This is a genomic window from Nocardioides currus, assembly GCF_003057875.1.
In the GTDB taxonomy this organism is placed as follows: domain Bacteria; phylum Actinomycetota; class Actinomycetes; order Propionibacteriales; family Nocardioidaceae; genus Nocardioides; species Nocardioides currus.
Genome location: NZ_PYXZ01000014.1, coordinates 1 through 23,467, shown reverse-complemented (window position 1 = coordinate 23,467; position 23,467 = coordinate 1). Strand labels below are relative to the sequence as shown.

Genomic DNA, 23,467 nt, shown 5'->3' with positions numbered 1-23,467 from the left:
TCCGAGGGATCTATGGCCAAGCTCTACGACACCAGCGATACTGACTCGGTCGCCGCCATCGAGAGCAGCGACGTGTAGGCACCGAGGATCACCTCAAAGCCCACCACCCCGCGGGGCTCTGTCCATGACCAGACCCCACATCGCGTAGGGACTCCGCTCCAAGGCATCGTGCAGGACCCCCAGCGGGGGTAGGTCGTGGAGCTTCTGAGCAGGCTTCGGGCATGGGACGGCGATACCGAGACACGCTCGCAGGTTGATGGCGTGCTTGCGACGCGTCGACGCGGTCAGGACTCGCTGCAGACGACTGTTCAGGAGTGCGAGTGTTGCTTCTTCCACGTGCAGGTCAGCGACTCCTAACGTCCGAAGGGTGGCGAGGTACTCCTTGTGGGTTGACTCCTTGATGGGCCGGTTCTGTAGCCGGTTCTGTGCGAACTCCAGGCAGGTTGTCATGCGAACTCCCAGCCGTCCGGCAAGACGCATGGGCAAGGCCCGAAGGGAAGGCAGGAGTTCCAGGGGAACTCCTGACACCTACGTGATGGCCGACGGCGACGTGGTGGAGTTCCGCTTCAACGTGTGAATCGACGCAAAACCGCAGGTCAGAGGGGGTGTGCCCCCTCCCAGTCCGCACAGAGTCCGCAAGAATTTCAGCTGCATGGGCTTGATCGGGATGTTCCGAAGGTCCAATCTCCGCCCTCGGCGCATCCAATTGACACGACTGTGACGCGACCCTTCGGCGGCTGGAAGGAAGATGGGACGCTCGGCAGGTAGGGGTGTCCCGCATCGCCGAGGTGAATGACATATACCGTCGCTCGCATGACCCTGCGGATCGTGATGCACGAAGCATTTCCACCTGAGGACGTCGAGGCTGTGCGGGATTTCGCACGCAACTGGGATGAGGGTGCGGAGGTCACCGCCAACTACGGGACCAAGTCGGCTACGGCAGTACTTATCGTCCTGGCCTTCGTCGGTGGTGCGTTTGGCAGGGGCTTCTTCGAGGAGGCCGGCGCGGATTCGTACCACGGACTCAAGAAGTTCGTTGAAGGACTTCGCGCGAAGATGCGTGCCGAGTCGCAACTGGTCCTGGAGGACGATGAGGGTCTTCAACTTATTCTCGGACCGGCAACCCCGGCTGAAGCCCTGCTAGAACTTCCCGAGGACGTCCGTGAGGCGGCAGGTGAGTCCGGGGAGTTGTACTGGGACGACGACGAACAGTCCTGGAAGTCGCCGTTCTAGCTTCCTGGTATAGCCAACAGGCGGCAGATCGTGTCAGCAGCAATCGTCCCGCGTCCTTGGTCGTCGTGGTCAATGCCCCATGTGGCGTCGCCGGTGCATGCGACCTGTTCTAGACGCGAGCTGTGTCCGGCGGATCAGGAAGCGGATGTTGCGCAGACAGGACGTTGAAGGAGGCACGGGCGGCACGCGACAGTAGACCCGTGGCGAAGAGGGAGAAGGACAAGACTGCGCGGCAGTTGCGCGGGCAGCTGATGCTCCAGATCGCTGCGGGACGCTTCTTCCGACCCGACGTCCCGCTCAACGAGACCGAACACCGCTACACGGTGTACAGCAACGCTTGGTTCATCGGTGACACGCCGATCGAGTTACCTGTCGGCGAAGTGGTCGCTTCGACTGAGACGGGGCTCACCACATCCGCGATGATCGCGGTCGTCGACCGTCTCGAGCGACAACGTCCCGACGGCACCGACGACTTCATGATCGCAACCGCTGGTACGGACCTCGTCGACGACCTTGCCTACCTAATGACCTTTGTGCTGAACCGAACCGTCAGCCGCAACCACGACCAGACCCGCCGACTGGTCACCGGCGAAGGCACGTCGCGTGGTCGCTCGGCCAACGACCTGTTTCCGGGCGTGTTCGAGCCGAGACAATCGGTGAGGCCCGACCAGTGGGACGAACTCCGCCAGTTCATGGACGACCTCCTCAACTTGAGCCGAGCGGACTTCGCTCGCGTCATGCGCGCCGTTCGCAACACGGTTGACGCCACACGACGAGCCCTGGACGACCCCACGGGGGCCTACACCGACTTGGTTGCAGCTCTCGAATCGATCTCGGACGACGAACTCTCCACCCCAGTCACCTGGGACCGCTACGACGGTTCCAAACGGAAGATCATCGACGCAGCTTTGGCCGACGTGAATCAGGAAGTGGCTGACGGAGTGCGTGCTGCTGTTCTCGAAGCCGAGCGAGCCGGCCTCAAGCGGCGCTTCATTTCCTCCACCATGGCCAGACTGTCACCGGACTACTACCGCAGCGAGGCAGTTGGGGCGGTGAGTCCACCCCGGGCGCCCGACATCGAGCGGATGCTTGCTATCGCCTACGACATCCGGTCCCGGCGCAGCCACGTGCTCGAAGACCTTGGTGAAGGCGTGTGGCTCTTCACCAACGGTGCAGAGACCGCGTACGAGCCTAGTTTCGAGCGCGTACTCACCCTCGCCGGACTGTGGCGCCTCGTCAGACACGTCGTCCGCCGGTACGTCATCGACGCGGACAAGGTCCCAGCCGAACCGTGGGACTACCGCAACGCTCTGCCCGGAATCGTCGACATGCAACTCGCGCCTCAGTACTGGATCTCGCAACCCGGGGGACTCTCCGAGGAGACGGCGACGCGCCGGTTCGACGGTTTCGCCGAGGCACTCATCGGATGGATCGGCGGACACCACAAGGAGGGGTTCCCTCTTCACGAGGTGTGCCAGGAGATCGAGGGCCTGGTCCCCACCCTGCCCGCCGGTGAGGCAAGGACGGCCCTTATCGCAATCCACGTCCTGTGGCACGCATGGGTCGACCCGTCAGAGCACCGCCCGGAGGCGATCGCGTTCCTGGACGAGTACAAGGCGGTGCTTGACGCTCCATCACCCAGTGCCTTCACCGTTTCGCTGCTGTCCAACGTTCCGCTGCAGACGTGGAGTACCGACGACTGGGTCGCCATGGCGCAGGCACGAAACGACGCCCGGCACACCGGGAAGCAGGCGCCGCTTCCCGCCGCAATCGACGCGCTGATCCAGCTTGAGGCCGCCGACCAGCTCGAGGCCACCGGCAGACACGACGAGGCTGTTGTGTTCGCCGGAAACGCCGTCGCCGAACTGCCCGGCAATGAACCTCTGCTCGCATGGGAGGCGCGGCTAATCGCAGGCGACCACGATCCCAACTTCGACTCTCACAAGTTCCTCTTCGGCGTGCGGAACGTTGAGGCCGGCGCGGACTCATCCGAGTCTGAGCCGCCAGACGAGCCTGCAACCGAACGCGATGGCGCGACAGCGGACGAGGGATGAGTAGTTGCTCCGCCACCAGCGGGACGCGGACCGCGGTCGGGTTCCACGATGGAACTCCGCCGTAGTCGTCGAAGTCAGCCACTAAACCGACAGTGACGCTCGGCCGACCGGACTCGACCCGGTGGGCGGGACCCGCCATCTGGGTGGCGGAACGCAGCCTCCCGCCTTCGCTCACACTCCGGCCCCACTGACGGTGAGGAAGTCGACGCCGTAACGATGGAAGTTGCCGCGAGCGCGGTCGTAACACCCGGTTGTGGTGAGTCGGTACGTCGGACGAGGACCTGCGTCGCGTGAAGGCCGGCATCGAGAGCGCTGACGATCCCGCCGAGCGCGAGGACGTAACGACACGCCAGCGTGACAGACATGGTCCTGTCAGCTCGCGACGTCGAGCTCCCGCGAGGCCTTTGACACCTGTTCGTCCATATCGACCACGCCCTGCTCGCCCAGCAGGTCCATTAGTTCCCGGGACGCCTGCTTGACTGCTTCATCGGCGGAACGCAGTCCGAGCGCGATCACCTTTGGGGCAGAGGTGACAAGACCGTGGCGTGCCAGAGTCCTGGTCTCGTCGCCTCGGAGGAGTCGGGTCATGAGAGCCACGGCGTCCCCGGTCTGCGTGTGCGCGGCTTCCTCGATGTGCTCGCCAATGAAACTGCGGCCGTCGAAGTCGATCTGGTCGGCTACGCGGGCGAGACGGGGGAGCCACCAAGTAACGGGGAACTTGTTGCTGTGAACCCACCAGTAGAACTGGGCGAGTTGCCCAGCATCTGCGTCTCCGCGATCGACCACAACCTGTCGAGCGTCCCAGATCGCCTCAGCGCGCTCGACGAGTCCCCGCGGGGGTTCGGCTGTGTTCATCAGGCGCCAACCCACCTGCCCGAGCACGGATGCAGCGGCCTCGGTGCTGACGCGCGCGAAGTAGGACTCCGTGCGCGCGGGCCACGGAGAGGATGCGCCCCACATTGCCAGGGTCATCAGATGGTCGCCGACGACCTCGTCGATGGAGCGGTCCGACCGCCAACCCATCTCAACAGATTCGCCTGAAGCAGTGCGATCGAGGATGGCGTCGATGCTGGCCCAGAGGTCGTTCAGCAGTTGGGTGCTCGTTGTGTTGGTTGTCAGAGCGGTGGTCACGAAGACGTCGCCCCAGGCGTCGGCCGTCGTGGCGCTTGGCAGCCACGAGGTCGTCCACGGCGCGTCCATCCACATCATCAGGCTCAGGCCCTCACCAAACGCGGATGAGACGGCCAGGCTCGCATCACGTGGAAGGAGCCGGCCGTGGAGCGCCTCTTGAACCGCAGCGATGACCGGCGCAGAGTCGAAATCCTCGCTGTGGGCAAGTTTCGCCGCTCTGGCAATGCGGATCAGGGTGCGAACGGCGACGGGGCGCAGGGTGTTGAGCGCCTGAGTGAGGTGGTCGCCACCGGAGTTTGCCCCGTCGCTGGGGTCGGGGTCGTCGATCCACGTCGCGACGATCGATGCAGCATCCGAGAGCAACTGCTCAGGTATCCGCGTCCGCTCTCCGTTCACGGCGCTCTCGATGGCGTTGCACACCTGTCGGGCCGGGTAGGTGTTCCGACCTTCCTCCCGTTCGAGGATGCCGTGTAGTTCTCTCGCGCCGAGCAAGTATGCAGCCCAGTCAATGGCAGTCGCCTGGGATTCGGCAGCCCTTCGTATCCCGTCCAGGAACCGAGACCGGTAGGGCTCGTCGAGCTGCACAAAGGTCTGTGTCAGCGGGCTGAAGTCGGCGGGTCGGGCCTGGGTGACTTCTCGCAGGGACTCCGCCAGACCTTCCTTTGACCCGGTCTGAGTTTTGTCGGGTTCCCAACAGCGAACGGCGGCTAGGACATCGACGGCAGGCAGTTCGGCGAGTTCGATGGCAATCGGCGGAGCCTCCTCGCCATAAGAAGTTGAGTGCCAGCTCCGAAATCCCGCGTGTTCGTACTCGCCGAAGTCCTTTACGAGCGCAGTGTGGGTGTCGAGCAGGCGACCGCGGAGCGCACCGGCGCCGATGGCTGAGAGCAATTCGTGGCGACGCATGGTGGCGTACTGATCGAACGCGTCGTCTTCGGTCTGTCCTTCCTCCCGATGCTCCACGATTCGCTGACGACGTTCCGCGCTGACCTGAGGGCCTTCGTCGACGAGCGCTTCCCAGCGACCGAAATCAGTGTCGTTGAGTCGTGGCAGAACAGCTGCCGCCAACTGCGTGTACTCACGGAAGAACCAAGGCTGGTGAAGGAGGTCCCTATCGAGCACGCGCTCTGTCGCCAACTGCAGCGCGTCGCCTTGTTGGCCGCTCTGCGCAGAGAGTGCATAGAGGGCGATTCGCATCGCGATCGGCATCCTGTCGCGTTCGAGGGTGTCAAACACCCGCTCGAGGCTGATCCCGGATTCCATCTGACTGATCGCCAGATCCCTGAGAACATCAACCAGCGCGTCTGCAATGTCGTGGTGGCGATGGTTCTGTTCGTGGTCGCTGATCGACGGTCGCCAGATGGTGCTCGTGTCCCAGTCCCTGGCCCTGTCCGGGTCCCATGCATCGCTGAGCAGCTGTTCCTCACGTAGCCAGGCGTAGACCGTGCCGAGAAGCCGCGGGTCGGCGCTGAGGGCGGACGTCACCCGCTTCAACGCCTGCGCGTACCAGTACGAATCGATTCCGGCGCGCACGGCCCGGCGGCCAATGCCTCCTGTGCTGGGAGAAGGTCGCGGACGTAGCACGGTCTGGGCCAGGCGCATTGCTGGTCGCGACTCTCCCGCCCGCGCAAGCTGTTCGATGAAGGCCACCACATCCAGGGCCAGATTCGGGTCGAGCTCGTCGGTCAGGTGCGACTGGATGGCTGATGCCATCCCTCGGGCCTGCGTGGCCGGCATCCGAAGAGCTGCTTCGAGGAGGCGGACCTTGGCAGGCCATGCCGTCTCCTCGTCGACGACCCGGAGCAGGACTTGTCGCACCTCGGCGGGTCGGTGGTCGGCCATGCGTACGAGGTAGTCCCCGGCCGGCCATGGTTGCCAGCGCTGTTCGGCGTGCGGGTCGATCGCCTTAGGTGGCTCGAGCGCTTTAAGACGATCCAACGGCCCGATCCACTCAGGGTTGCCGAGCTGGTCGTAGAAGATCCTGCGGTGCTGAAGCCCTCCGATCCGCGCGAGTGTTGTGCGCACGTCGGATTCCGCGGGTGGTGTCCACGCACCGTCTTCGGTCTGCACGTTCGCAGCGTCAACCACGTCCTGAAGCTTCGCCTTGACAGCGAAGAAGCCCAGGATGCGACTGGTGATCGCGTTCTCGATGATGCTCAGGGCGTCCTGAAAAGCGTTTCGGTCCACCGGCGACTCGGAGTCTGCCTTGGACGGATGGCGGAGGCGCTCGAACGCACCGACTGCGCCGATCAGAACCGTGACGCTGCTATCCGCGACTGCCTCGGTCGTCCCTAAGACCAGTGCCGCTCGGCGCGTCTGGGAGTTCTCTGTGATCTGGTTCTGCGCTTGAACCCATACGTCGATGGCGTTCGCCACCCTGGTCGTTATCAGACCGGGAGCAGCAGCACCGGTGGCGATGGCGGCCTTGTACTCGTTCCACGCCGCTACGAGCTCGTCGCGGAGATCGGAGTCGCGTACTCGCTCGGGCAGGTTCACGTCGCCGAGGACTGCCGGGAGAAGGTTGACGAGCTCGCGCACGGCGTGACCAGCGACGACCAGCCTGCCTACGTCGAGCTCAGGTGCCCCCAGAGCGTCGACTGCTTCTCGATACAGCTGGCCGCACAGGGCATTCTGCGACGCGAGCGCACCGCGGAGTTCCTCGCGCTGAGCGGTCCAGATTCCGCGGTGAATCCCGGGGCCTGACGTGGGTGCGTGCGAACTCAGCTCAAGGGCGTCCGGGGTGCCGGGTTGTTCGACTGGGGTACCGCTGGTCTGCTCGGCCAAGGGACGCGCTTCCGGTCATCTCGCTGGTTGCACCTAGGAATCTGGGGTGTGAAGAGACTAGGCGTGACCTGCCGCGCAGGTAGGGAATGGGCTATTCCCGCCCGAACGATTCAACTGCGTCTATCTGGGCTGGGACGCACCACCGGCGACGTACGAGGCGACGCCCTTGAGAGCACATTTGCGAAGAGGGACGTGGTTCACTCCCTCGAGCTTGACCGTGAGTCGGCGTGGGCCGCGGCGGGCTCGCCAATGGACGCGGACATGATCGACTCCGCGGCCTTGCGAGTGCGGTCCTCAGCGGTCGGCCAGAGGTGCGCGTACGTGTTGAGCGTCGTGGTGGCCTTCGCGTGGCCGAGCGACCGCTGAACGGTGACGACGTCGCACTCGGCCGCGATCAGGCCGGAGGCGTAGAAGTGCCGCAGGTCGTGGAGCTTGATGCCAGACAGGCCGGCGTCGCGCAGGGTCTTGCGCCACCAGTAGCCGACGGTGTTCTGGTGCGGTGGGTTGTCGCCCTCCCCGGCGAAGAGCCACCGATCCTTGCCGGTGGTGCCGTGAATGGTGACGTGTTCGGCGAGCACGTTGACGAGACTGTCGGCGAGGTAGACGACGCGCTCTGAGCCGTACTTCGGGGCCCGTACGTCGATCGCGCCACCGTTGACGCGCTGGACCTGGCGGGAGACCTTCAGCGACCTGCGGAGGAAGTCGACATCGCCGAGCTGGACCCCGGCGGCCTCGCCGAGCCGCAGGCCGGCGAAAGCACAGAGGGCGATGAACGGCTGGAACCGCTCGTCAGCCACGGCCATGGGCTGTCCGACCTCCTCCGGAGCGGGAATCGACATGGCGACGTCCGCGCGACGGCCGCGGGGGAGGCGTACGCCGGCGGTCGGGTCGGAGCCGATCACCCGGTCCTTCACGGCGGCTCGGAACACCGATCTGACGTTGACGTACCGCGTCTTGATCGTGCCGGGGGCGAGCCCGGCGGCGTTCATCTGCTTGATCCAGGTCTCGACGTCCGAGCGCCGGACCTGTTTCATCGGCTTCCCCGCGAAGGGCACCGATCTGGCCGCCAGCGACATCGCGAGCACGGTGCCGGGGGCCCAGACCTGGCGGGCCGACCACTCGCCGAAGAACGCCGCGAACGTGATCCGTCCGGCCTTGGGATCGGCGTACGTGCCGGTGACCACCGCGGAGGTGACCTGGTCCAGCCACTGCTGGGCGTCGACCTTGCGATCGAAGTGCCGCGAGTGCTCCTTGCCGGACTCGTCGCGGTACCGCGCCCGCCACCTGCCGTTGGCTCGCTTGGCGATGTTTCCCGCCATGGTGATGCTCCTTCCAGGATCGCTCCATCGTCTCTCTGAGATCCGACGGTGGGGCAGGGTCAGCTGCGGTTCTGGGGACGGTTGGTCTGCTCGGTGAGCCAGAGGACGAGGTCGGCGCGCCAGTAGCGGACGTGGCGGCCGACCTTGAAGCTGCGGGGTCCGGCGCCGAGGTGGCGCCAGTAGCGCAGCGTCCCCTCGGGCACGCGGAGGTAGCGGCACGCTTCCTGGAGGGTGAGCATGTCGTCGCCTGGGTTCTGGCGGGGTCGTGGGGCGTTGGGTTGTGCGGTCATGGCGGCCTCCTTGTGGCTGGGTTCCCGGCGTCGTTCGTCGCCGGTCGTGATGGGTGGGTGTCTGTCGTCGAGAGGTACGCGCCCTAGGGTGCGCGCTGGGGGGCACCAATTCGCGCCCGTCCTGACCCCGCCCCTCCTCGGGACGGGCGCCCCCGTCAGGTGGCGTTTTCGCAGGTCAGGCGGCGCCCGTCCGAAAGTTCATGAACTCATCGGGTGCTCCTCGCTGGTTGTCGTCGCGAACGACCTGTACGTGTTGATCAGCATGGGCGGGCAGGTTCCCCGAAATCGGGGGAACCTGAGGGGGATACCTGCCAGGAGACCTGCGTTTCCGCAGGTCAACAGGTATCCCTAAGTCGTTTCCCAGCGGGCTTTTCACGGTGTTGATTCACGCCGATCAGCGTGGGCGAGGGGCTTTACCGGAATGCGGTAACAAGGAAGGGGGAACGCGAGGGGGAACGCTGCGTTCGTGCAGGTCAACGGCGTTCCCTAAGTCGTTGGCTGCACCCGCTTCTCAGAGGCAGATTCCGAAGGGTTGTGAGATGGGCGGCCGGTACTCCGGGGCGGGGAGCCGTGGCGTTGGAGGCGCTACGGCGACCGCGCCGTACCGGTCGATCGCGTCGACGGCAAGCCGTCGGGCGTGGGCGGGGCCCAGGTCCGCGCGGTCGCGGCTGAAGACGTCGACCCACTGCTTCCGGGCGTCCTCGAGGGACTCGGCGACGAGGTGGGCAGTGTTGGATTCGCGGCCGCGCGTCATCGCGACGTACGCCGCGGCGGCACCGGTGGTGTCGCCGAGGGAGACGTGGGCGTTGTCGACGGTCTCGCCCTGGGATCCGTGGACTGTGGTGGCGTAGGCGAGCTCGACGAACCGGGTCGCGTACTCCGCCGGGATCTCGCGATCGCGACCGCGGCCGTGAAGGATCAGGTGGCCGTCCTCGCCGATTCTGGCGACCGTCCAGTTCTGGCGGTTCGCGACCCCGAGATCATGGTCGTTGCGGCGGGTAGCGACGCGGTCCCCGACCCCGACCCGTTCGCCTCGAGCGGTCACCAGGGACGGGTCTGCGTCGGCCGAGTTGCCCGTGGCGGGGTCGGCGCGACGCTGGTCGCGGATCGCGGCATTGAGGCTGGCCACTTGCTCGCGGGTGTCGGCGACGACGAGGCCGCCGGCCGCTCCCGCCTCGGCGAGGGCGGCGGTGCGTTCGCTGTCGCTGGGGTGGATGACGATCGACCCGCGGCGATACAACGCGTCGAAGACGGCGGCAGGGTCGTCGCCGGTGCGTATGCGCAGGGAGAGCGCGGCGTAGCCGGGGTCGGTGAACCGGTGCACCTTCTCCAACGACACGACCGCCGTCGGGTGGGCCCAGGCGAGGGCGTGGTCCAGGACGCCGCCGCGTCCGACCGCTGGAAGCTGGTGCCGGTCGCCGACGAGGGCGACCCGCGCCCCGGCCTCGTCGGCGACCGTCAGGAGCGCGCGGGCGGTGTCCTGGTCGAGCATGCCCGCTTCGTCGACCACCAGCAGGTCTCTGTGTCGCAGCCGAGCGGCCGGGTCGGGGGTGGTGTCGGGGCGGTGGGCCCAGTGCCCGTCGTCGTCCCAGCGCCAGCCGTGCTGGTGGATCAGCCAGGCCGCCGAGTGCCCGTCGGCACCGGTCTCCGCGGCCGCAACCTCGGCCGCCTTCAACGTCGGCGTCACCACCAGCAGCCGATGTCCCTGCCGTGCCAGTTGGGCCTGCGTCGACCTCAGCGCGGTGGTCTTGCCTGCACCGGCCGCGCCCTCCACGACGACCAGCTGGCCGTCACCGGCCAAGGTTCCGACGACCGCGGCCCGGGTCGGGGCGACCCGCCTCAGCCCTCGTCCGTGCAGCCGGAGAGGCTTGGCGGGCTTCTCGGTACGGCGGGCGAGACGACCGACGAGGTCCGCCTCGACCTTCACCACCTGCTGGGAGGTCAGCGAGCGGACATGCTCGGGCACGTCGGGTGAGGCGAGCAGCCGAACACAGCGTGCGGCGGCACGGGCGGTGACATCCTCGGCGAGGTCGATCCGTGCGGCGGGCTCGGCGACCAGGTTGGTCTGGGCCAGCAGGACCTCGACCTTGCCGCGGATGTCGGCGGCGTTCCACGCCGACCGCTTCGCCCCGAGCTGGGAGATCACCCAGTCCGCCGCACCGTCGCGGTCGATCCAGCCAACCTGGGTCGCTTCGAGCACGGCTCGGGCGGCCGGGTCGGGGTAGCCCAGGGCGCGCAGCTCGGCGTTCCATCTCGCCACCAGGTCAGCTCCGTCGGTGGGGACGACCTTGTCAGGGCGCGCATCGGCCCACGCCCGCCGATCCCACACCTCACGCAGCCGCGGGCCCGGCTCCTCACCCGGATGCTCGCGCCGCCACTCAGCCTCGTACCGGTCGATGTTGCGGTGGATCTGACTGGTCCGGGCGCTGAACGCCCCGACGTACGGCGCGAGCTGCTCGATCTCCCCGGTCTCGGGGTCCAGGGTGAAGCCGCGTGCGGCGAGGGCCGTCCGGAACTCCGGGTCGGTGGCGACCGCGGCGTGCCCGATGCCGTTGATCGCCTCGATCATGTCGCGCAAACCCACCGAGTGCAGGCCCCGCCAAGCGCCGGCCGCCCATACGCGGGCGTTGATCTGAAGGTGCAGGTGCCGGTGCGGATCACCGGCACGCGACGTGTAGTGCCGGATCACTGCAGCCTCCACCTTCTCGACAGGCACCTGCACCTGGCGACCGCGCGGTCCCACCCGGTGGTCGCGTGCTGCGCGACCCAGCCGACGATCTCGGCGGCGGCCCTGTCCTGGGCTTCGTCCAGCCCGGCCGAGATGTCTGGATGAAGCGCGGCGGCCAGTGACCAGGTCTTGGGTCCGTTAACGGTGACCTCGACGAACCGCAGCGCGTTCGCGTCGTCGCGGACCCGACCCTTCTTGCATCCGGTGTCGACATCGACCCCGGCGACCCACTGCTCGTAGGTCTCGCCGTTCATCGAGCCCGCGTGCTCCACGCCGTCCGGGGTCGCGGTGAGCCGGGTTGCGACGCCGGTGCCCTCGCCGAGGTATTAGTCGTCGGCCCGCGAACGGTCGCGCTCGACATAGGCGCGCGCAGCCTTCGCAGCGCCGCGGTAGAACTTCACCCCACCGTGCACCCGGACCACCGCCTCAACGACGTCCGTCGACAACCAACGGACCCCTAGAAATGCCGCGTGGGTCGCCCGATTACGGGCGACCCATCTACGAACCTTCGTAGCATGCGTGCCGCCTGAAGGGGACGTGTTGAGAGGCTCAAGACGGGTGGAAAGTGAGGAGATCCTGAGGACCGATGAAGGTCGATGATTGTCAATCAAGGGTGGACAAGAGGAGGGGCAGGTTGTCGGTGGCGGTGGGGGTCGTCAGATACTGAGTCCATGGCCGTCCCAGAGACCGATCTCGCGCTGATACGGCGGTTCTGCGAGAAGCAGGTCCCGCCCGAGATGCGCGAGCAGGTGCGGGTGGAGCACCGCGTGCGCGGTCGCACCGTGACGATTGTCGAGCACCGACCGCCGTGGAATCCGGCGTTGGGCCCGGAGTGGACCGACACTCCGCAGGCTCGGATGAAGTACGACGAGCAGACCAAGGGCTGGACGTTGTACTGGTTCGACCGGAACTCCCGGGCTTATGTCTACGACCTGCTCGAGCCGAATCAGCCGATCGAGCGGATGTTGGCCGAGTACGACGACGACCCAACCTGCATCTTCAAGGGCTGACACGGCCTGTCTTTCCACAGGCGTCGCTGACGCGATAGTGGCCGCGGTCACGGCGACCTAGCGTTGCGGGATGTCGATCAGATCGCGGACGCTCGCCGGCGACCAGCCTCGCGAGCGACTTCTGCGTCTGGGACCTGGTGCGCTCAGCGACGCCGAGCTTGTCGCCCTGGTGGCCGGCATCGAAGCAGAGGGACGCGACGACGTAGCGGTGGGCAGCGAGCTGATCCTCGAGTGCGGTGGACTCCGCGGCCTGGCTGCGGCTTTTCCTGAGGAGCTGACGCGATCATCGGGCATCGGCCCGGCTGGGGCAGCGCGCCTGCTCGCCGCCTTCGAACTGGCGGCGCGGGCCACAGATGCCCCTACCCACCGCGTCGTGGACTCGGCGGCCGCGATCGCTGAGTTGGTCTCACCGGTGCTCACCCGCGAGCGACGGGAGAAGGTCGTGGTCCTGGTGGCTGACGCCGCCAACCGTGTGCTTCGCGTCGTGCCGGTCGCGATTGGGGGCCTGGACTCGAGTCCGTTGCCTGTCCGAGAGGTGCTGCAAGCCGTGCTGCGTTACGACGGTCGAGCGTTCGCCCTGGCACACAACCATCCTTCGGGCGATCCAACCCCGAGCGTCTACGACCGCGCGGCCACGGAGGCCGTAGGTCGGGCTGCCGACGCGACTGGGCTTCGTTTCCTTGACCACGTGATCGTCGCCGGCACTTCCTGGCGCAGCGTCAGGTGAGTCCGGCGAAGGCTTCGTTCCTTGCGGCGGGAAGGAGCGCGCTCGAGACTACGTCCCGCTGCTGCAACTGTGCCTCGATCGTCTCGATTTGATGTGCGAGATCGACCAGACGCTGTTGTTGAGCGAGCGGAGGCAATGGGATCGAGATGTCCAAGAACCGCGGGCTAGACAAGGTCCGGTTTCGGTCAGCCGACCCCGGTGATGCCCTCCCAAGCAGCGACAGGCCCATTTGCGTGGCGAAGAACAGCCGAAGATATTGCAGGTCTACGGCGGCTGGGTCGGCGACTTCCCACTGAAGGAAACGGGTGGACGCAACCAGATCCTCGTCGCCATCACAGGTCATGGCAACAGCCCCTTCCCAAGCCTTGATGTTGCTGACCACGAGGCGGTTCGGCTGGACGGAGTAGTAGCGAAGCTTGGAGAGGTCCTCACCCTTTGTCGCCGGGTAGCGAATTAGACCCTTGCCGAACGATCGCACCCCGAGCGGCCTGTACGACTGGTCGGCCTCGATGTCGATCGGAGTCCTGGCTGCACGCACGAGGTCTTTCATGGGTCGGGCAGGGAGAGCCGAAGCTTCTGCAATGGCTAAGACGCGCGCCTTCACGCGCGCCAGCGGTGCTCGCGTCCGTCCAAGACCGGCAGCCGTCGAAGCCACACGGTCGAGGCGCGCGACGATGCGCTGTTGCTCGGAAGGACTTGGCAGGGGCACCAGGATGTCCTCGAACCTCGACGCGGCCAGGGTGCGGTTGCGATCCGCGGATCCAGGTGACGCGCGCTGAAGCCGTTGGTTGCCCTCCTCGGTCAATAAGTAATGCCTGAGGAAGTTCACGTCAGCCTGGCCATCGATCGGCTCATAACTCAGGAAGCGATTGGAGGCGATCGTCCCGTCCTCGCTCGATCCTGAGACGGCGACTGCGCCCTCCCATGCCTTGATATTGCTCACGACGAGAGAGTCGGACTCGACCCTGAAGAACCTAAGTTTGCCTAGGTCCGAGCCGACGGTCGGCTCGTAATGGAAGATGCCCCTCCCGAAGCCGCGTACGACAATGGCCACGTATTCCGCGAGCTCATCCACCTTGACCCACCGTCGGTTGGGGCGAAGCACCGTTCCTATGCGTACCTCCCGCACAGTCATTAGCCGTCACCCCTGAGTTCGACCTGGAGATGCCCCAAGGCTTCGAGGATCTGTTCTTCCACTGCGATCAATTCCTTGACGAGCTCCTCGGGCGAGCGATGTGCCAAGTCGTCGGCACGATGTGGGTTGCGGAGGTCCAGGTTGTATCCGTCTTCCGCCACCGCAGCGGCGTCGACCTTCCAAGCGTGCTCGTTCTCGACCCTGGCGACTCGACCACGACCACCCCACCACGCCTGGAGATCGGCGAATTCCTCGAAACGCAGCGGCTTGGTTTTGGTGTAGTTCTTCCGCCCCTCCGGTAGGGGGTTCTCGTAGAACCAGACGTCCTTTGTCGGACCGCCGTGCTCGAAGAAGAGCAAGTTGGACGGGATGAGCGTGTAAGGCGCGAAGACGCCGTTGGGCAGCCGCACCACCGTGTGCAGGTTGAACTCCGTGAGCAGCTTCTTCTTGATCCGTGCCGGCGCGCCCTCGTTCGCGAAGAGAACGCCGTTGGGGACGACGATTCCGCAGCGGCCCTTCTTCTTCTCCAGGCGCGCCATCACGACCTGGAGGAACAGCCAGGCGGTCTCCGCCGTCCGCGAGTCAGCAGGGAAGTTCTCGAGGCTGCTGCTCTCCTCCTCGCCCCCGAACGGCGGGTTCGTCAGAACGACGTCGACGCCGGCCTTGCGCTGGTCAGCCAACGGGAAGGTCAGCGAGTTCGTGCGGGTGACCTTGGGCTGCTCCACCTCGTGCAGGAGCAGGTTCATCTGGCAGAGCAAGTAGGGGAGTGGCTTCTTCTCGAAGCCGCTGATCGATCTCTTCGCCGTCGCGATCTCGGTCGCGGAGCGCGCTTGGGCGCGGAGGTGCTCGTAGGCCTCGACCAAGAATCCGCCTGTGCCGACAGCCGGGTCCAGCACTGTCTCGCCCAGGCGCGGATCGACCTGCTCGACCATCAGCCGGATCACCGGCCGCGGTGTATAGAACTCGCCCGAGTCTCCGGCGGCGTCCCGCATCTCACGCAGCATCGACTCGTACAGATGGGCCATGGTGTGGATGTCGTCGGCCGACGTGAAGTGCACCTTGTCGATCTGGTCGATCAGGTCACTGAGCAGGTAACCGGACAGCATCCGGTTGTTGGTCTCCTTGAAGACCGTTGCGAGGGTGGCGCGAGGGTCGCCCGCCTTGCCGGAACCCTCCAGACCTGCCAGGCCCGGGAGCAGGGTCCCGTTAACCCAGGTGATCAATGCATCGCCCTGCTTGCGCTTCGTCGGGTCCGCCGCCCACGCGCTCCAGCGGAGTCCTGTTGGGAGGGCTGGCTGGTAGCCGGGGTCGACGATCATCCGGTTCTGCTCCAGGTCGTCGAAGGCTTTGAGGAAGAGCAGCCAGGACAGCTGGGGGAGCCGGTCCAGGTCGCCGTTGAGGCCGGCGTCCTTGCGCATGATGTCCCGGCTGGTCTTGATGACCGACGCGAGACGCGCCTGCGGGGTCTGGACGGCAGCCTTGGCGGCACGGGTCACTGCTGGTTCTCCTCGGTGGCTAGCGCCTCGGCGAAGAGCCGTTCGGCGGTGGAGCGGGCGGTCGGGTAGTCGATGTCCAGGTCGAGCTCGGCGGCCATCGCGGCGTAGTCGCCGATCCAGGCCGCTGGGAAATCGGGGAGCTGCGCCGGTGGCGGCACGCCGTCCCGCACCTGCCAGACCGTCTGAAGCCGGCCGGCCAGGTCGGGATGAGGCAGCAGCCCCGCTTCCGCGAGCAGCACCACGTCGACCAAGTCCTTGACCCGGCTGCTGGGTCGGCCGCCGGCGTAGGTCCGGGCCATGGCGTGGAACTTCTCCGCGGCGTGTTGGGCAACGTCCACGGCCGGCATGGCGGTGCTGCTCAGGCGTTCGGCGAGAATTGGAGGACGCACCTCGATCGTGCCAACTGCGCCGGCGATCTCATCGCTCCGCGCGACGACGTCCAGGCGCAGCGACGCGAAGACCTTGCCGCCGAGGACCGACGTGACGGTGAATGTCCAGCCGGGGTTGCCGGCCTCGTCCGAGGCGGTCGCCCTCGGTGCGGACACTTGGAAGGTCAATCCGTCATCTGCATCGACGTCGAGAGCATCGAGCAGACGATCCTGCACCTCAACGCCGTCGAGGTCTTCCAGCATGGCTAGATCCAGGTCCTTGGTCGCCCGGGCGTCGAGGCCGAGCCTCACCTCGAGGGCGAAGCCTCCCTTGAGGACCCAGGTGTCATCATCTGCGGACAGTCGAACCAGGATTCGCTGAAAAACGAAGTGGCGGCGGATGCGGTCGGGGGCGACCTGCTGCTCGGCGGCGAGGTTGGCCAGTCGGTGGTTGATGCTGTCGCGTAGTGCTCGGTCAACGGTCACTTTGTGGTTGCTCCGAGCGCCCGTTCGATCCGCAGTGCCGCTCGGTCGCCGGCCTCGTCAGAGCGGCTGCGAATCCGGCGGGCGGTCGTCAGTCCGCGCTCGAGCGCAGCGGCGACGGCAGCGTCGAGTTGCTCCTGGGAGGTGTCAGAGCCGGCGAGGTCGAGCAGCGTACGTAGCGGAGTGGTCACCCGCCAGCCCCCCTGATCGAGGACGTCCGTCGCAGGTAGCTCGCTCACGTGCGTCACGACCGCCGGGTCGACGGCGCGGAACCCGACGGGCACGGAGAGGTGCACATGGCGAGGATCGAGCTCACCGAGATCGTGGACGAGCGCGGCCGAGTCGTGGGACACGACGCCTCGGTCCTCGCTCCACAGCGTCCAGCGCACCCACTGGTCCTCCGGAGCGGAGGGCCAGTCGGGAAGCCGGAACAGGCCGCGGTCGACACGCAGCCAGTTACCACTGTCGACGTGGTACTTCTGCGCCTGATAGCTGTACCCGAGGTCGAGAGCCTGGGCGGCAGTGAAGTATCCAGACTGGCTGAAGGCTAGGCGTTGCAGCGCCAGCCTCAGGTCCTGTCGTGTACCCGCCATGGGGCCAGCATAGCGATATTCGAAGTCAATATTAACTTTAGTTATGCGTGAGTCATGATCACCAAAATAATACTCACGCTGAGTACAGCCAGCCCTGGAGCTCGCTGATGGCTTGGCGCCAGCCTTCGACGCCGCCGAAGTGTCGTGCCGCTTCGACCGGTGAGCCGAAGTTGCTGAGTGGCGGCACCTGGAAGGCATAGACGTGAGTCATCTCCTCGACGCCGTACTCCTCGTAGCGGTCGAGGAGGGCAGAGATGATCTCGCGAGCGGTTGGCACCAGCGCCTCGAGGTCGTTCGCGTGGTCTTCGCGCACCAGCCGAGCGCGTTCCGCCCTGGTCCGTTGAGGGATGTTCCACGCCGCGTATGCGAGCACATCAAACGCGTCCGTCTCGGGCGCAAGTTCGAGGCGCCTCGACATCTCCTCGATGGACACGCCGCGGGAGGCGAGGCCTTCCTCCAGAACCGCACGTAGCTGGGGATCGGCCCAGCGTGCGCGAAGGTCATCGATGGTCGGACACAGCACGCGCACCTGGCCGGCCAGATAGTCCGCGTATTCCACGAGGCGGAGGGCGCCCGTGCTGGTGTCGGCGACGTAGTAGGCCTCGGCGGTGACCGTGACCTCCGTGCCATCGACGTAGTACTTCCGCGCTGGCGGCTGGTCGAGTTCTCCCTCGGACTGAGTGCGGTCGAAGTCGGGCTCCGGTTCGCCGAGCGACGGCATCGAGGGGGCGACGTCCCCGGCTCCGCTCTCGACGACCTCCCCGGACTCGTCGATGCGCTCGGTCCGGATGCGCACCGGCTCACCGTCGAAGCCCGGGTCGGAGAAGAGGACCGAGGCGCCGACGTAGTCCACGATCTCGAAGGAGTACTTGTCGTTGTCGGGGTAGAGGCGCGACCCTCGCCCGACGATCTGCTTGAACTCGACCATCGAGCCGATCGGGCGGAACAGGACGACGTACTTCAGGTCCTGGATGTCGATGCCGGTGGACAGCATCCGTGATGTTGTGGCGACCACGGGTGACGACGACTCCGGGTCGCAGAACCGGTCGAGCTGCCGCCGGCCGGTCTCGCCTTCGGCACTGACGATCCGGACCACCCAGAATGGATCGGCCTCGACGGCTGCCCGGTTGTGCGCCACCAGCGCCATGCGCATCTGTTCCGCGTGCTCTGAGTCGACGCAGAAGACGACGGCACGTCCGGGGCGGTCCTGGAACACCTGGGTGAGGTGACGAGCTGCCGCGTCCGTTCGGCGCAGGAGCGACACGAGGCGCTCGAAGTCACGCGTGGTGTAGAGCCCGTCGGGGATATCTCGCCCGAAGGTGTCGACCTCGCCGGGATCCGGCCGCCATCCCTCGGCATCGGGAGTAAGCACGACGCGCCGCACCGTGTAGGGGGCGAGGTAGCCGTCCTCGATGCCCTGGCGCAGGGAGTACTCGAACACCGGCTCGCCGAAGTAGTCGTAGGTGTCGACGTTGTCCTCGCGCCTTGGCGTGGCGGTCAGGCCGAGGTGGACTGCGGACGTGAAGCGGTCGAGCACGGCACGCCAGGAGGACCCGGGCACGGAACCGCGGTGGCACTCGTCGACGATGACCACGTCGAAGAAGTCCGGCGGGTAGCCCTCGAACGTCGACTCGGCGTCGTGACTGTTCTTCAGCGACTGGTAGGTGGCGAAGTAGATCTCTCGGCCCATGACGGCGTGCCCCTGGATGCGCGTCGCGCCCTCACCGAACACAGGTCGGAAGTAGCCATTGAGCGGGGACTTGATGAGCGCGTCGCGGTCAGCGACGTAGAGGATTCGCCGGGGTTGCTCGGCATCGACGGCCCGCCAGTACGAAAGGAGCTTCCAGCAGAGCTGTAGTGCGGTGAGGGTCTTGCCCGAGCCCGTGGCCATCAGCAGCAGCACACGAGGCTCGCCGGCGAGGATGGCACGCAGGACGCGGTTGATCGCGACCACCTGGTAGTAGCGCAGCTGCCTTATGGATCCGTCGGCGTTCGTCAGGGTCTGCGAGAGGGGCTGGGAGAGCGCCGACCGCGCCTCCTCATCCAACTGGTGGTGGCGCGCGTACCGGTCCCACAGCTCGGGCGGGGTCGGGAAGGCGTCCAGGTGTCGCTCGGTCCCCGTCGACAGGTCGCGCTCGATGATGGAGTGACCGTCCGAGGCGATCGCTGTCGGGAGGTCGAGTGCGACGGCGTACTCGATGGCCTGCTGGAGACCCTGACCCGGGCTCGAGTATTCGCGCTTCGCCTCGACCACGCCGATGGGCAGGCCAGGCACGATCTCAAGCAGGTAGTCGACCCGGCCATCGCCGCCGAGGGTGGTGTTGGTGGCAAGGTGCGAGCGGACCACGTACTCGGTGCGGAAGCTGGCCTCCCAGCCGGACTCCACCAATCTCGGAACGACGAACTCGCGGCAGGTATCCCGCTCGTTTCGCCCCGTCATGCTCAAAGGCTAAGGGGACGCGCAGTGGAGCCGCCGGAACTTGGCGCCCAAGAGGGCCGGAACACAGCACGTAAGCACGCGCGCTGCCGGTGGCCTGTGGAACTCTTGCGGCGTGAGCGACAAGGAATCGATGACGGTGTGGGAACTCCTCCGGGATTATGCCGCGACCCAGTCCGGGGCCTTCAGCTCGCAAGAGGCGCTCTCGTGGTTCCGCCGCCACGCGCCCCCGACAAGGCCAACGAGCGGACCATCCGCACTCACATCCGCGGCGCCTCCTGGAACGTGGATAACCGCTCGCAGTTCTCGTCCAAGGAGCCGTTCCTTACCAAGCTCGACAGAGGTCTGTTCCGGCGAGCGCGCCCCGAGGAGATCGAAGGTTGGCGGGCCGATGTCCCCGCTCCAGCGATTGCACCGATGCCCGCTGCCCCGGCCGAGGGGGACCCGTCGTCCGAGTGGCACACGGAGGAGAACACCCAGCGCCTTCTCGTCGAATGGCTCGCACGTGGGGGTTGGACCATCGTCCGAACGGCGAATACGGCGACGCGCGAGCACGGCCTCGATGTCGTTGCCGAGCGCGACGGTCAGCGTCTCGGGGTTGAGGTGAAGGGCTACCCGTCTCGCTTCTATGTCACCGGTCCGAAGAAGGGCCAAGTGAAGACCAGCACGCCAAAGGAGCAGGCGAAAAAGTGGTACGCGCACGCGCTGGTGCCGGCCATGCGCCTTCGGACGCAAGAGCCCGACTCGATGTCGGTGATGTGCTTCCCCGACTTCCCTGTGTATCGCGAGCTGTACGCGGCCACGGCCGCGTCACTGCGCGTGGCCGGCATCGAAGTCTGGTTGGTCTCGGAGGATGGCGAAGGCGAGAGCCTTGCTTAGTGTCGACTACTGATCGGTCGAGCGCTCCTACCACCCGGGCCAGTTGTTGAAGTGCTGAAACTGCATCGGCGTGAGTTCCCGCTCGGCCGCTCGCGCCTTCTCGCCCCCACGGTCGAGCAAATCGGTAAGAGAGTCGACACGTTCACTGTGCATCGAGATGACCCGGTCCGGGCCAAGTTGATTCACGGTTACACGAGCTGTTGACCAGATCGCTGAGACAAACTGGTGGGAGAACAGCGGTAGCGGCACGATGTGCATCCCGCTGAAGTGAAACTGCAGGGAATCGTTTCCGCGCGCATCCTGGAAGGTGAGGTCGTCGTCGCCAGTGAGGAACCACTGCTCGGCGAGGTCTAGTTCATCCATCTGCATGGATGACCGACGAACTCGGACTGCTAGCAGGCACTTACTGATGTCGGCACTCTCGTCCCGGTACAGCGATGGCCTGTCCAGTCCTCCGGTCACGAAGGAGAGCAGGTTCGAGAACTGGTCGAAGTCGTTGGGTCTGATCCGCCAAGTCCGGTTCATATGCTCGAACAGCTCCCATGCGCCGCACAGCGCCGTCAGGCGGACGACAGGGCTTCGACCGAAGGTTGCGCCGGTTGCCATGGGACCAAGGTCAATGAGCCCCCCGAGGGTGTCATAGCGATACCGGACGGGCAGCCGCTCCATGACACCAGGGCCGGACGGAGAACTTGGTGACAACCTCACCCGTTCCTTGAGTTCGAGCGCCCATGCCAGCGTGAAGCCGGCAACGAGATCAGACGGTGTCTGCCAGCCCCCCGGGTGATCGGAAAACACAGGTGAACTGAAGTCCACTTCCTCCATCTTCATCGGCAGTCCTTCCTGGTGCGCCAACTAGCGGTCCGAACGGGCCGACACCGACGGGCCGACTCCAGCAAGATGGACATTCTGATGGTCCACGACGATCGCTGCGCGACATTCGGCACGAGACCAACCTTGTCGGACCGATGTCTTTGTTGGCCTCGGTCCTCGAGGACTGGGCGGCTTCGAGTTGCGCAGCGGGTCCGCAAATAGTCCGCAAGAAGTCCGGCCGAGACCGCTGATCGCCAACGACGCCCAACGACTCCGAGAACGCGTTTCCGCAGGTCAGCCCGTGTTTTCCGGTGCCGACCACCGATGACCAACGACCACCGAAACCCCGCATGATCGTTCCGCTTCAACGTCTGACGCAACACTGTTTGCCCAGGTCAGAGGGGGTTTGGGGCCCGTTCAGGCCTGTTCTGCCCTCAGTGTGCCCTCACCAGAGCCGGCGACTTCGGCGAACAGGTGGGCCGCGGCGTCTCGCACGCGGTCCTCGGCCGAGGGCCACAGGTGGGCGTATGTGGTCAGCGTCGTGGTCGACTTCGTGTGCCCCAGCGCGCGCTGGACGGCGACCACGTCGCAGCCCGAGGCGATCAGCCCGGAGGCGTAAGGGTGCCGCAGGTCGTGCAGGCGGACGTCCGTGACCCCGGCCCGGCGCAGCGTGGTGCGCCAGCGGTGGCCCACTGTGTTCTGGTGCGGCGGCACGTCCTCGATCTCGGCGAACAGCCAGTCGTGGGGCAGGCCGAGCGCGACGTGCTCGGAGAGCATCTGCAGGAGCGCGTCGGGGACGTGGACGGTCCGCTCGGAGTTGTACTTCGGCAGCCGGATCTCAAACCTTCCGTCGAGGCGCTGGACCTGGCGCCGGACGTGGACCTGGCGACGGAGGAAGTCGATGTCGCCGACCTGAAGCGCGGCGGTCTCTCCGAGCCGCAGGCCGGCGAAGGCGCACAGTCCGACAAAGGCGCGGAACCGTGGGTCCGCGGCTTCGAGGATGCGGCGCACGACCTCGGGCGACGGGATCTCCATCGCTGCTTCTCGACGGCGCAGCCGGGGGAGGCGGACCTGGGTGGTCGGGTCCACCGCGATCATCCCGTCGCGAACCGCTGCTCGGAACACGGATCGCACGTTGACGAAGCGAGTCTTGATCGTGCCCGGTGCAAGGGGCCGCTTCCGGCCGGCGGTGGGCACGGCCATCGCCTTCACCCACGCCTCGACGTGGCTGGGACGGATGAGGCGAAGGTCCACCTGAGCGAAGGTCGTGGACCGTGCCGCAAGCGACATCGCCTTGCGTGTCCCGTCGGTCCACAGCTGGTCGCGTCCCCACGCCTCGAAGTAGCTCAGGAACGACACCTTGCCCGCCTCGGGGTCAACCCAGCGTCCCCGGTCGAGGGCGTCCAGCTGCTGACGGCGCCAGCGCACGGCTTAGACCTGCTTGTCGAAGGTCCGCTGGTGCTGGCGACCGGTCTCCGGGTTGCGGTAGCGAGCCCGCCACGAATCGCCGCGGCGGGTGACGCCCTCAGGCATCTCTGGCCTCGGACTCGCGAGTGATGCAGCGCATGTGGGTCCTCTNTGACGATCGCCAGGCGGAGCTCGTCGCGGGTGCGCCAGCGCTGCCGGTTCAGGACGTTCTTCTGCAGCAACGCGAAGAACGACTCCATCGCGGCGTTGTCGCCGGCTGCACCCACGCGTCCCATCGAGCCGGTCAGGTGGTGGTGCTTGAGCTCCTCCACGAAGCGCCTGGAACGGAACTGGCTGCCACGGTCGGAGTGGACCGTGCACCCGGCTACCGCGGCCGGTCCACCGCGGCGCGCGACCGCGCTCGACAAGGCGTTGACCGCGATGCGGGTCTTCATCCTGGAGTCGATCGAGTAGCCCACGATCCGAGTCGAGTAGACGTCCTTGATCGCGCAGAGGTAGAGCTTGCCCTCGTCGGTGTGGTGCTCGGTGATGTCGGTGAGCCACAGCTGGTTCGGGCCGT

The 23,467-nt window shown here is 66.3% G+C and carries 16 protein-coding genes and 3 pseudogenes; 6 read left to right on the top strand and 13 right to left on the bottom strand.

Translation table 11 applies throughout. The features are described from left to right. The first annotated feature begins 813 nt into the window (after positions 1 to 813). Positions 814 to 1,233, top strand: coding sequence for a hypothetical protein (locus C7S10_RS21760; RefSeq protein WP_108347014.1), 420 nt, complete (start codon positions 814 to 816; stop codon positions 1,231 to 1,233). Between the two features lie 200 nt (positions 1,234 to 1,433). Beyond that, positions 1,434 to 3,287 (top strand): hypothetical protein, encoded by a 1,854-nt coding sequence (locus tag C7S10_RS21755; RefSeq protein ID WP_108347012.1) that lies wholly within the window; start codon positions 1,434 to 1,436, stop codon positions 3,285 to 3,287. A 372-nt stretch (positions 3,288 to 3,659) separates the two neighbouring features. Here the strand turns inward: C7S10_RS21755 and C7S10_RS21750 are convergent, their stop codons facing one another. The 5 genes and pseudogenes from C7S10_RS21750 to C7S10_RS22925 form a co-directional block, all read right to left on the bottom strand. Beyond that, positions 3,660 to 7,202, bottom strand: a complete 3,543-nt coding sequence (locus tag C7S10_RS21750) for a hypothetical protein (RefSeq protein ID WP_133176587.1) — start codon at positions 7,200 to 7,202, stop codon at positions 3,660 to 3,662. Between the two features lie 197 nt (positions 7,203 to 7,399). Then, the gene (locus C7S10_RS21745) at positions 7,400 to 8,521 is read right to left on the bottom strand and encodes a tyrosine-type recombinase/integrase (protein ID WP_108347008.1); all 1,122 of its coding nucleotides are present in this window, start codon (positions 8,519 to 8,521) and stop codon (positions 7,400 to 7,402) included. A 59-nt stretch (positions 8,522 to 8,580) separates the two neighbouring features. Beyond that, entirely contained in the window at positions 8,581 to 8,811 is a 231-nt protein-coding gene (locus C7S10_RS21740) for a helix-turn-helix domain-containing protein (protein ID WP_108347006.1), read from the bottom strand. Positions 8,812 to 9,322: 511 nt separating this feature from the next. Continuing rightward, positions 9,323 to 10,585 carry an ATP-dependent DNA helicase gene (locus tag C7S10_RS22930; RefSeq protein WP_243395536.1) on the bottom strand — a complete coding sequence of 421 codons (1,263 nt, stop codon included), beginning with the start codon at positions 10,583 to 10,585 and terminating at the stop codon, positions 9,323 to 9,325. A 516-nt stretch (positions 10,586 to 11,101) separates the two neighbouring features. Further along, positions 11,102 to 11,793 (bottom strand): annotated as a pseudogene (locus C7S10_RS22925) (relaxase domain-containing protein); the annotation flags it as partial. Positions 11,794 to 12,210: 417 nt separating this feature from the next. Between C7S10_RS22925 and C7S10_RS21730 the strand changes: the two are divergent. Both C7S10_RS21730 and C7S10_RS21725 read left to right on the top strand, forming a co-directional pair. Then, the gene (locus tag C7S10_RS21730; RefSeq protein ID WP_108347004.1) at positions 12,211 to 12,549 is read left to right on the top strand and encodes a DUF3024 domain-containing protein; all 339 of its coding nucleotides are present in this window, start codon (positions 12,211 to 12,213) and stop codon (positions 12,547 to 12,549) included. Between the two features lie 70 nt (positions 12,550 to 12,619). Beyond that, positions 12,620 to 13,276 carry a JAB domain-containing protein gene (locus C7S10_RS21725; protein WP_108347002.1) on the top strand — a complete coding sequence of 219 codons (657 nt, stop codon included), beginning with the start codon at positions 12,620 to 12,622 and terminating at the stop codon, positions 13,274 to 13,276. Here the strand turns inward: C7S10_RS21725 and C7S10_RS21720 are convergent. The 5 genes from C7S10_RS21720 to hsdR all read right to left on the bottom strand — a co-directional run bounded on the left by C7S10_RS21720 (position 13,269) and on the right by hsdR (position 19,791). Continuing rightward, on the bottom strand, positions 13,269 to 14,411 hold the full coding sequence (locus C7S10_RS21720) for a restriction endonuclease subunit S (RefSeq protein WP_108347000.1): 1,143 nt from the start codon (positions 14,409 to 14,411) through the stop codon (positions 13,269 to 13,271). The two genes, C7S10_RS21725 and C7S10_RS21720, sit on opposite strands and share 8 nt — an antisense overlap. Then, the gene (locus C7S10_RS21715) at positions 14,411 to 15,907 is read right to left on the bottom strand and encodes a class I SAM-dependent DNA methyltransferase (RefSeq protein WP_207769519.1); all 1,497 of its coding nucleotides are present in this window, start codon (positions 15,905 to 15,907) and stop codon (positions 14,411 to 14,413) included. The genes C7S10_RS21720 and C7S10_RS21715 overlap by 1 nt, the downstream gene beginning before the upstream one ends. Further along, positions 15,904 to 16,761: a nucleotidyl transferase AbiEii/AbiGii toxin family protein gene (locus C7S10_RS21710; protein ID WP_108346998.1), complete on the bottom strand. Its 858-nt coding sequence runs from the start codon at positions 16,759 to 16,761 to the stop codon at positions 15,904 to 15,906. Before C7S10_RS21710 ends, C7S10_RS21715 begins: the two co-directional genes overlap by 4 nt. Next, positions 16,758 to 17,351, bottom strand: a complete 594-nt coding sequence (locus C7S10_RS21705) for a type IV toxin-antitoxin system AbiEi family antitoxin domain-containing protein (protein ID WP_108346996.1) — start codon at positions 17,349 to 17,351, stop codon at positions 16,758 to 16,760. Before C7S10_RS21705 ends, C7S10_RS21710 begins: the two co-directional genes overlap by 4 nt. Positions 17,352 to 17,424: 73 nt before the next feature. Continuing rightward, positions 17,425 to 19,791: an EcoAI/FtnUII family type I restriction enzme subunit R gene (gene hsdR / locus C7S10_RS21700; RefSeq protein WP_207769518.1), complete on the bottom strand. Its 2,367-nt coding sequence runs from the start codon at positions 19,789 to 19,791 to the stop codon at positions 17,425 to 17,427. 130 nt (positions 19,792 to 19,921) lie between these two features. On the opposite strand from hsdR, the pseudogene C7S10_RS23205 reads away from it, so the two are divergent. Beyond that, a pseudogene (locus C7S10_RS23205) lies at positions 19,922 to 19,978 on the top strand (hypothetical protein); the annotation flags it as partial. A gap of 17 nt (positions 19,979 to 19,995) precedes the next feature. After that, a complete protein-coding gene (locus C7S10_RS21695) occupies positions 19,996 to 20,667 on the top strand; it encodes a DUF7669 domain-containing protein (protein WP_133176586.1) in 672 nt (223 codons plus the stop codon). Positions 20,668 to 20,694: 27 nt separating this feature from the next. On the opposite strand, the gene C7S10_RS21690 is transcribed toward C7S10_RS21695, so the two are convergent. The 3 genes and pseudogenes from C7S10_RS21690 to C7S10_RS21680 form a co-directional block, all read right to left on the bottom strand. Beyond that, the gene (locus C7S10_RS21690; RefSeq protein ID WP_133176585.1) at positions 20,695 to 21,498 is read right to left on the bottom strand and encodes a hypothetical protein; all 804 of its coding nucleotides are present in this window, start codon (positions 21,496 to 21,498) and stop codon (positions 20,695 to 20,697) included. Positions 21,499 to 21,897: 399 nt separating this feature from the next. Further along, positions 21,898 to 22,839: a tyrosine-type recombinase/integrase gene (locus tag C7S10_RS21685; protein WP_207769517.1), complete on the bottom strand. Its 942-nt coding sequence runs from the start codon at positions 22,837 to 22,839 to the stop codon at positions 21,898 to 21,900. Between the two features lie 167 nt (positions 22,840 to 23,006). Beyond that, positions 23,007 to 23,467: pseudogene (locus C7S10_RS21680) on the bottom strand (transposase); the annotation flags it as partial.

Coding starts and splice junctions, on each gene's coding strand:
- C7S10_RS21760 (WP_108347014.1), top strand. CDS start 814: ATGACCCTGCGGATCGTGATGCACGAAGCATTTCCACCTGAGGACGTC.
- C7S10_RS21745 (WP_108347008.1), bottom strand. CDS start 8,521: ATGGCGGGAAACATCGCCAAGCGAGCCAACGGCAGGTGGCGGGCGCGG.
- C7S10_RS21740 (WP_108347006.1), bottom strand. CDS start 8,811: ATGACCGCACAACCCAACGCCCCACGACCCCGCCAGAACCCAGGCGAC.
- C7S10_RS21730 (WP_108347004.1), top strand. CDS start 12,211: ATGGCCGTCCCAGAGACCGATCTCGCGCTGATACGGCGGTTCTGCGAG.
- C7S10_RS21725 (WP_108347002.1), top strand. CDS start 12,620: ATGTCGATCAGATCGCGGACGCTCGCCGGCGACCAGCCTCGCGAGCGA.
- C7S10_RS21720 (WP_108347000.1), bottom strand. CDS start 14,411: ATGACTGTGCGGGAGGTACGCATAGGAACGGTGCTTCGCCCCAACCGA.
- C7S10_RS21705 (WP_108346996.1), bottom strand. CDS start 17,351: ATGGCGGGTACACGACAGGACCTGAGGCTGGCGCTGCAACGCCTAGCC.
- hsdR (WP_207769518.1), bottom strand. CDS start 19,791: ATGACGGGGCGAAACGAGCGGGATACCTGCCGCGAGTTCGTCGTTCCG.
- C7S10_RS21690 (WP_133176585.1), bottom strand. CDS start 21,498: ATGAAGATGGAGGAAGTGGACTTCAGTTCACCTGTGTTTTCCGATCAC.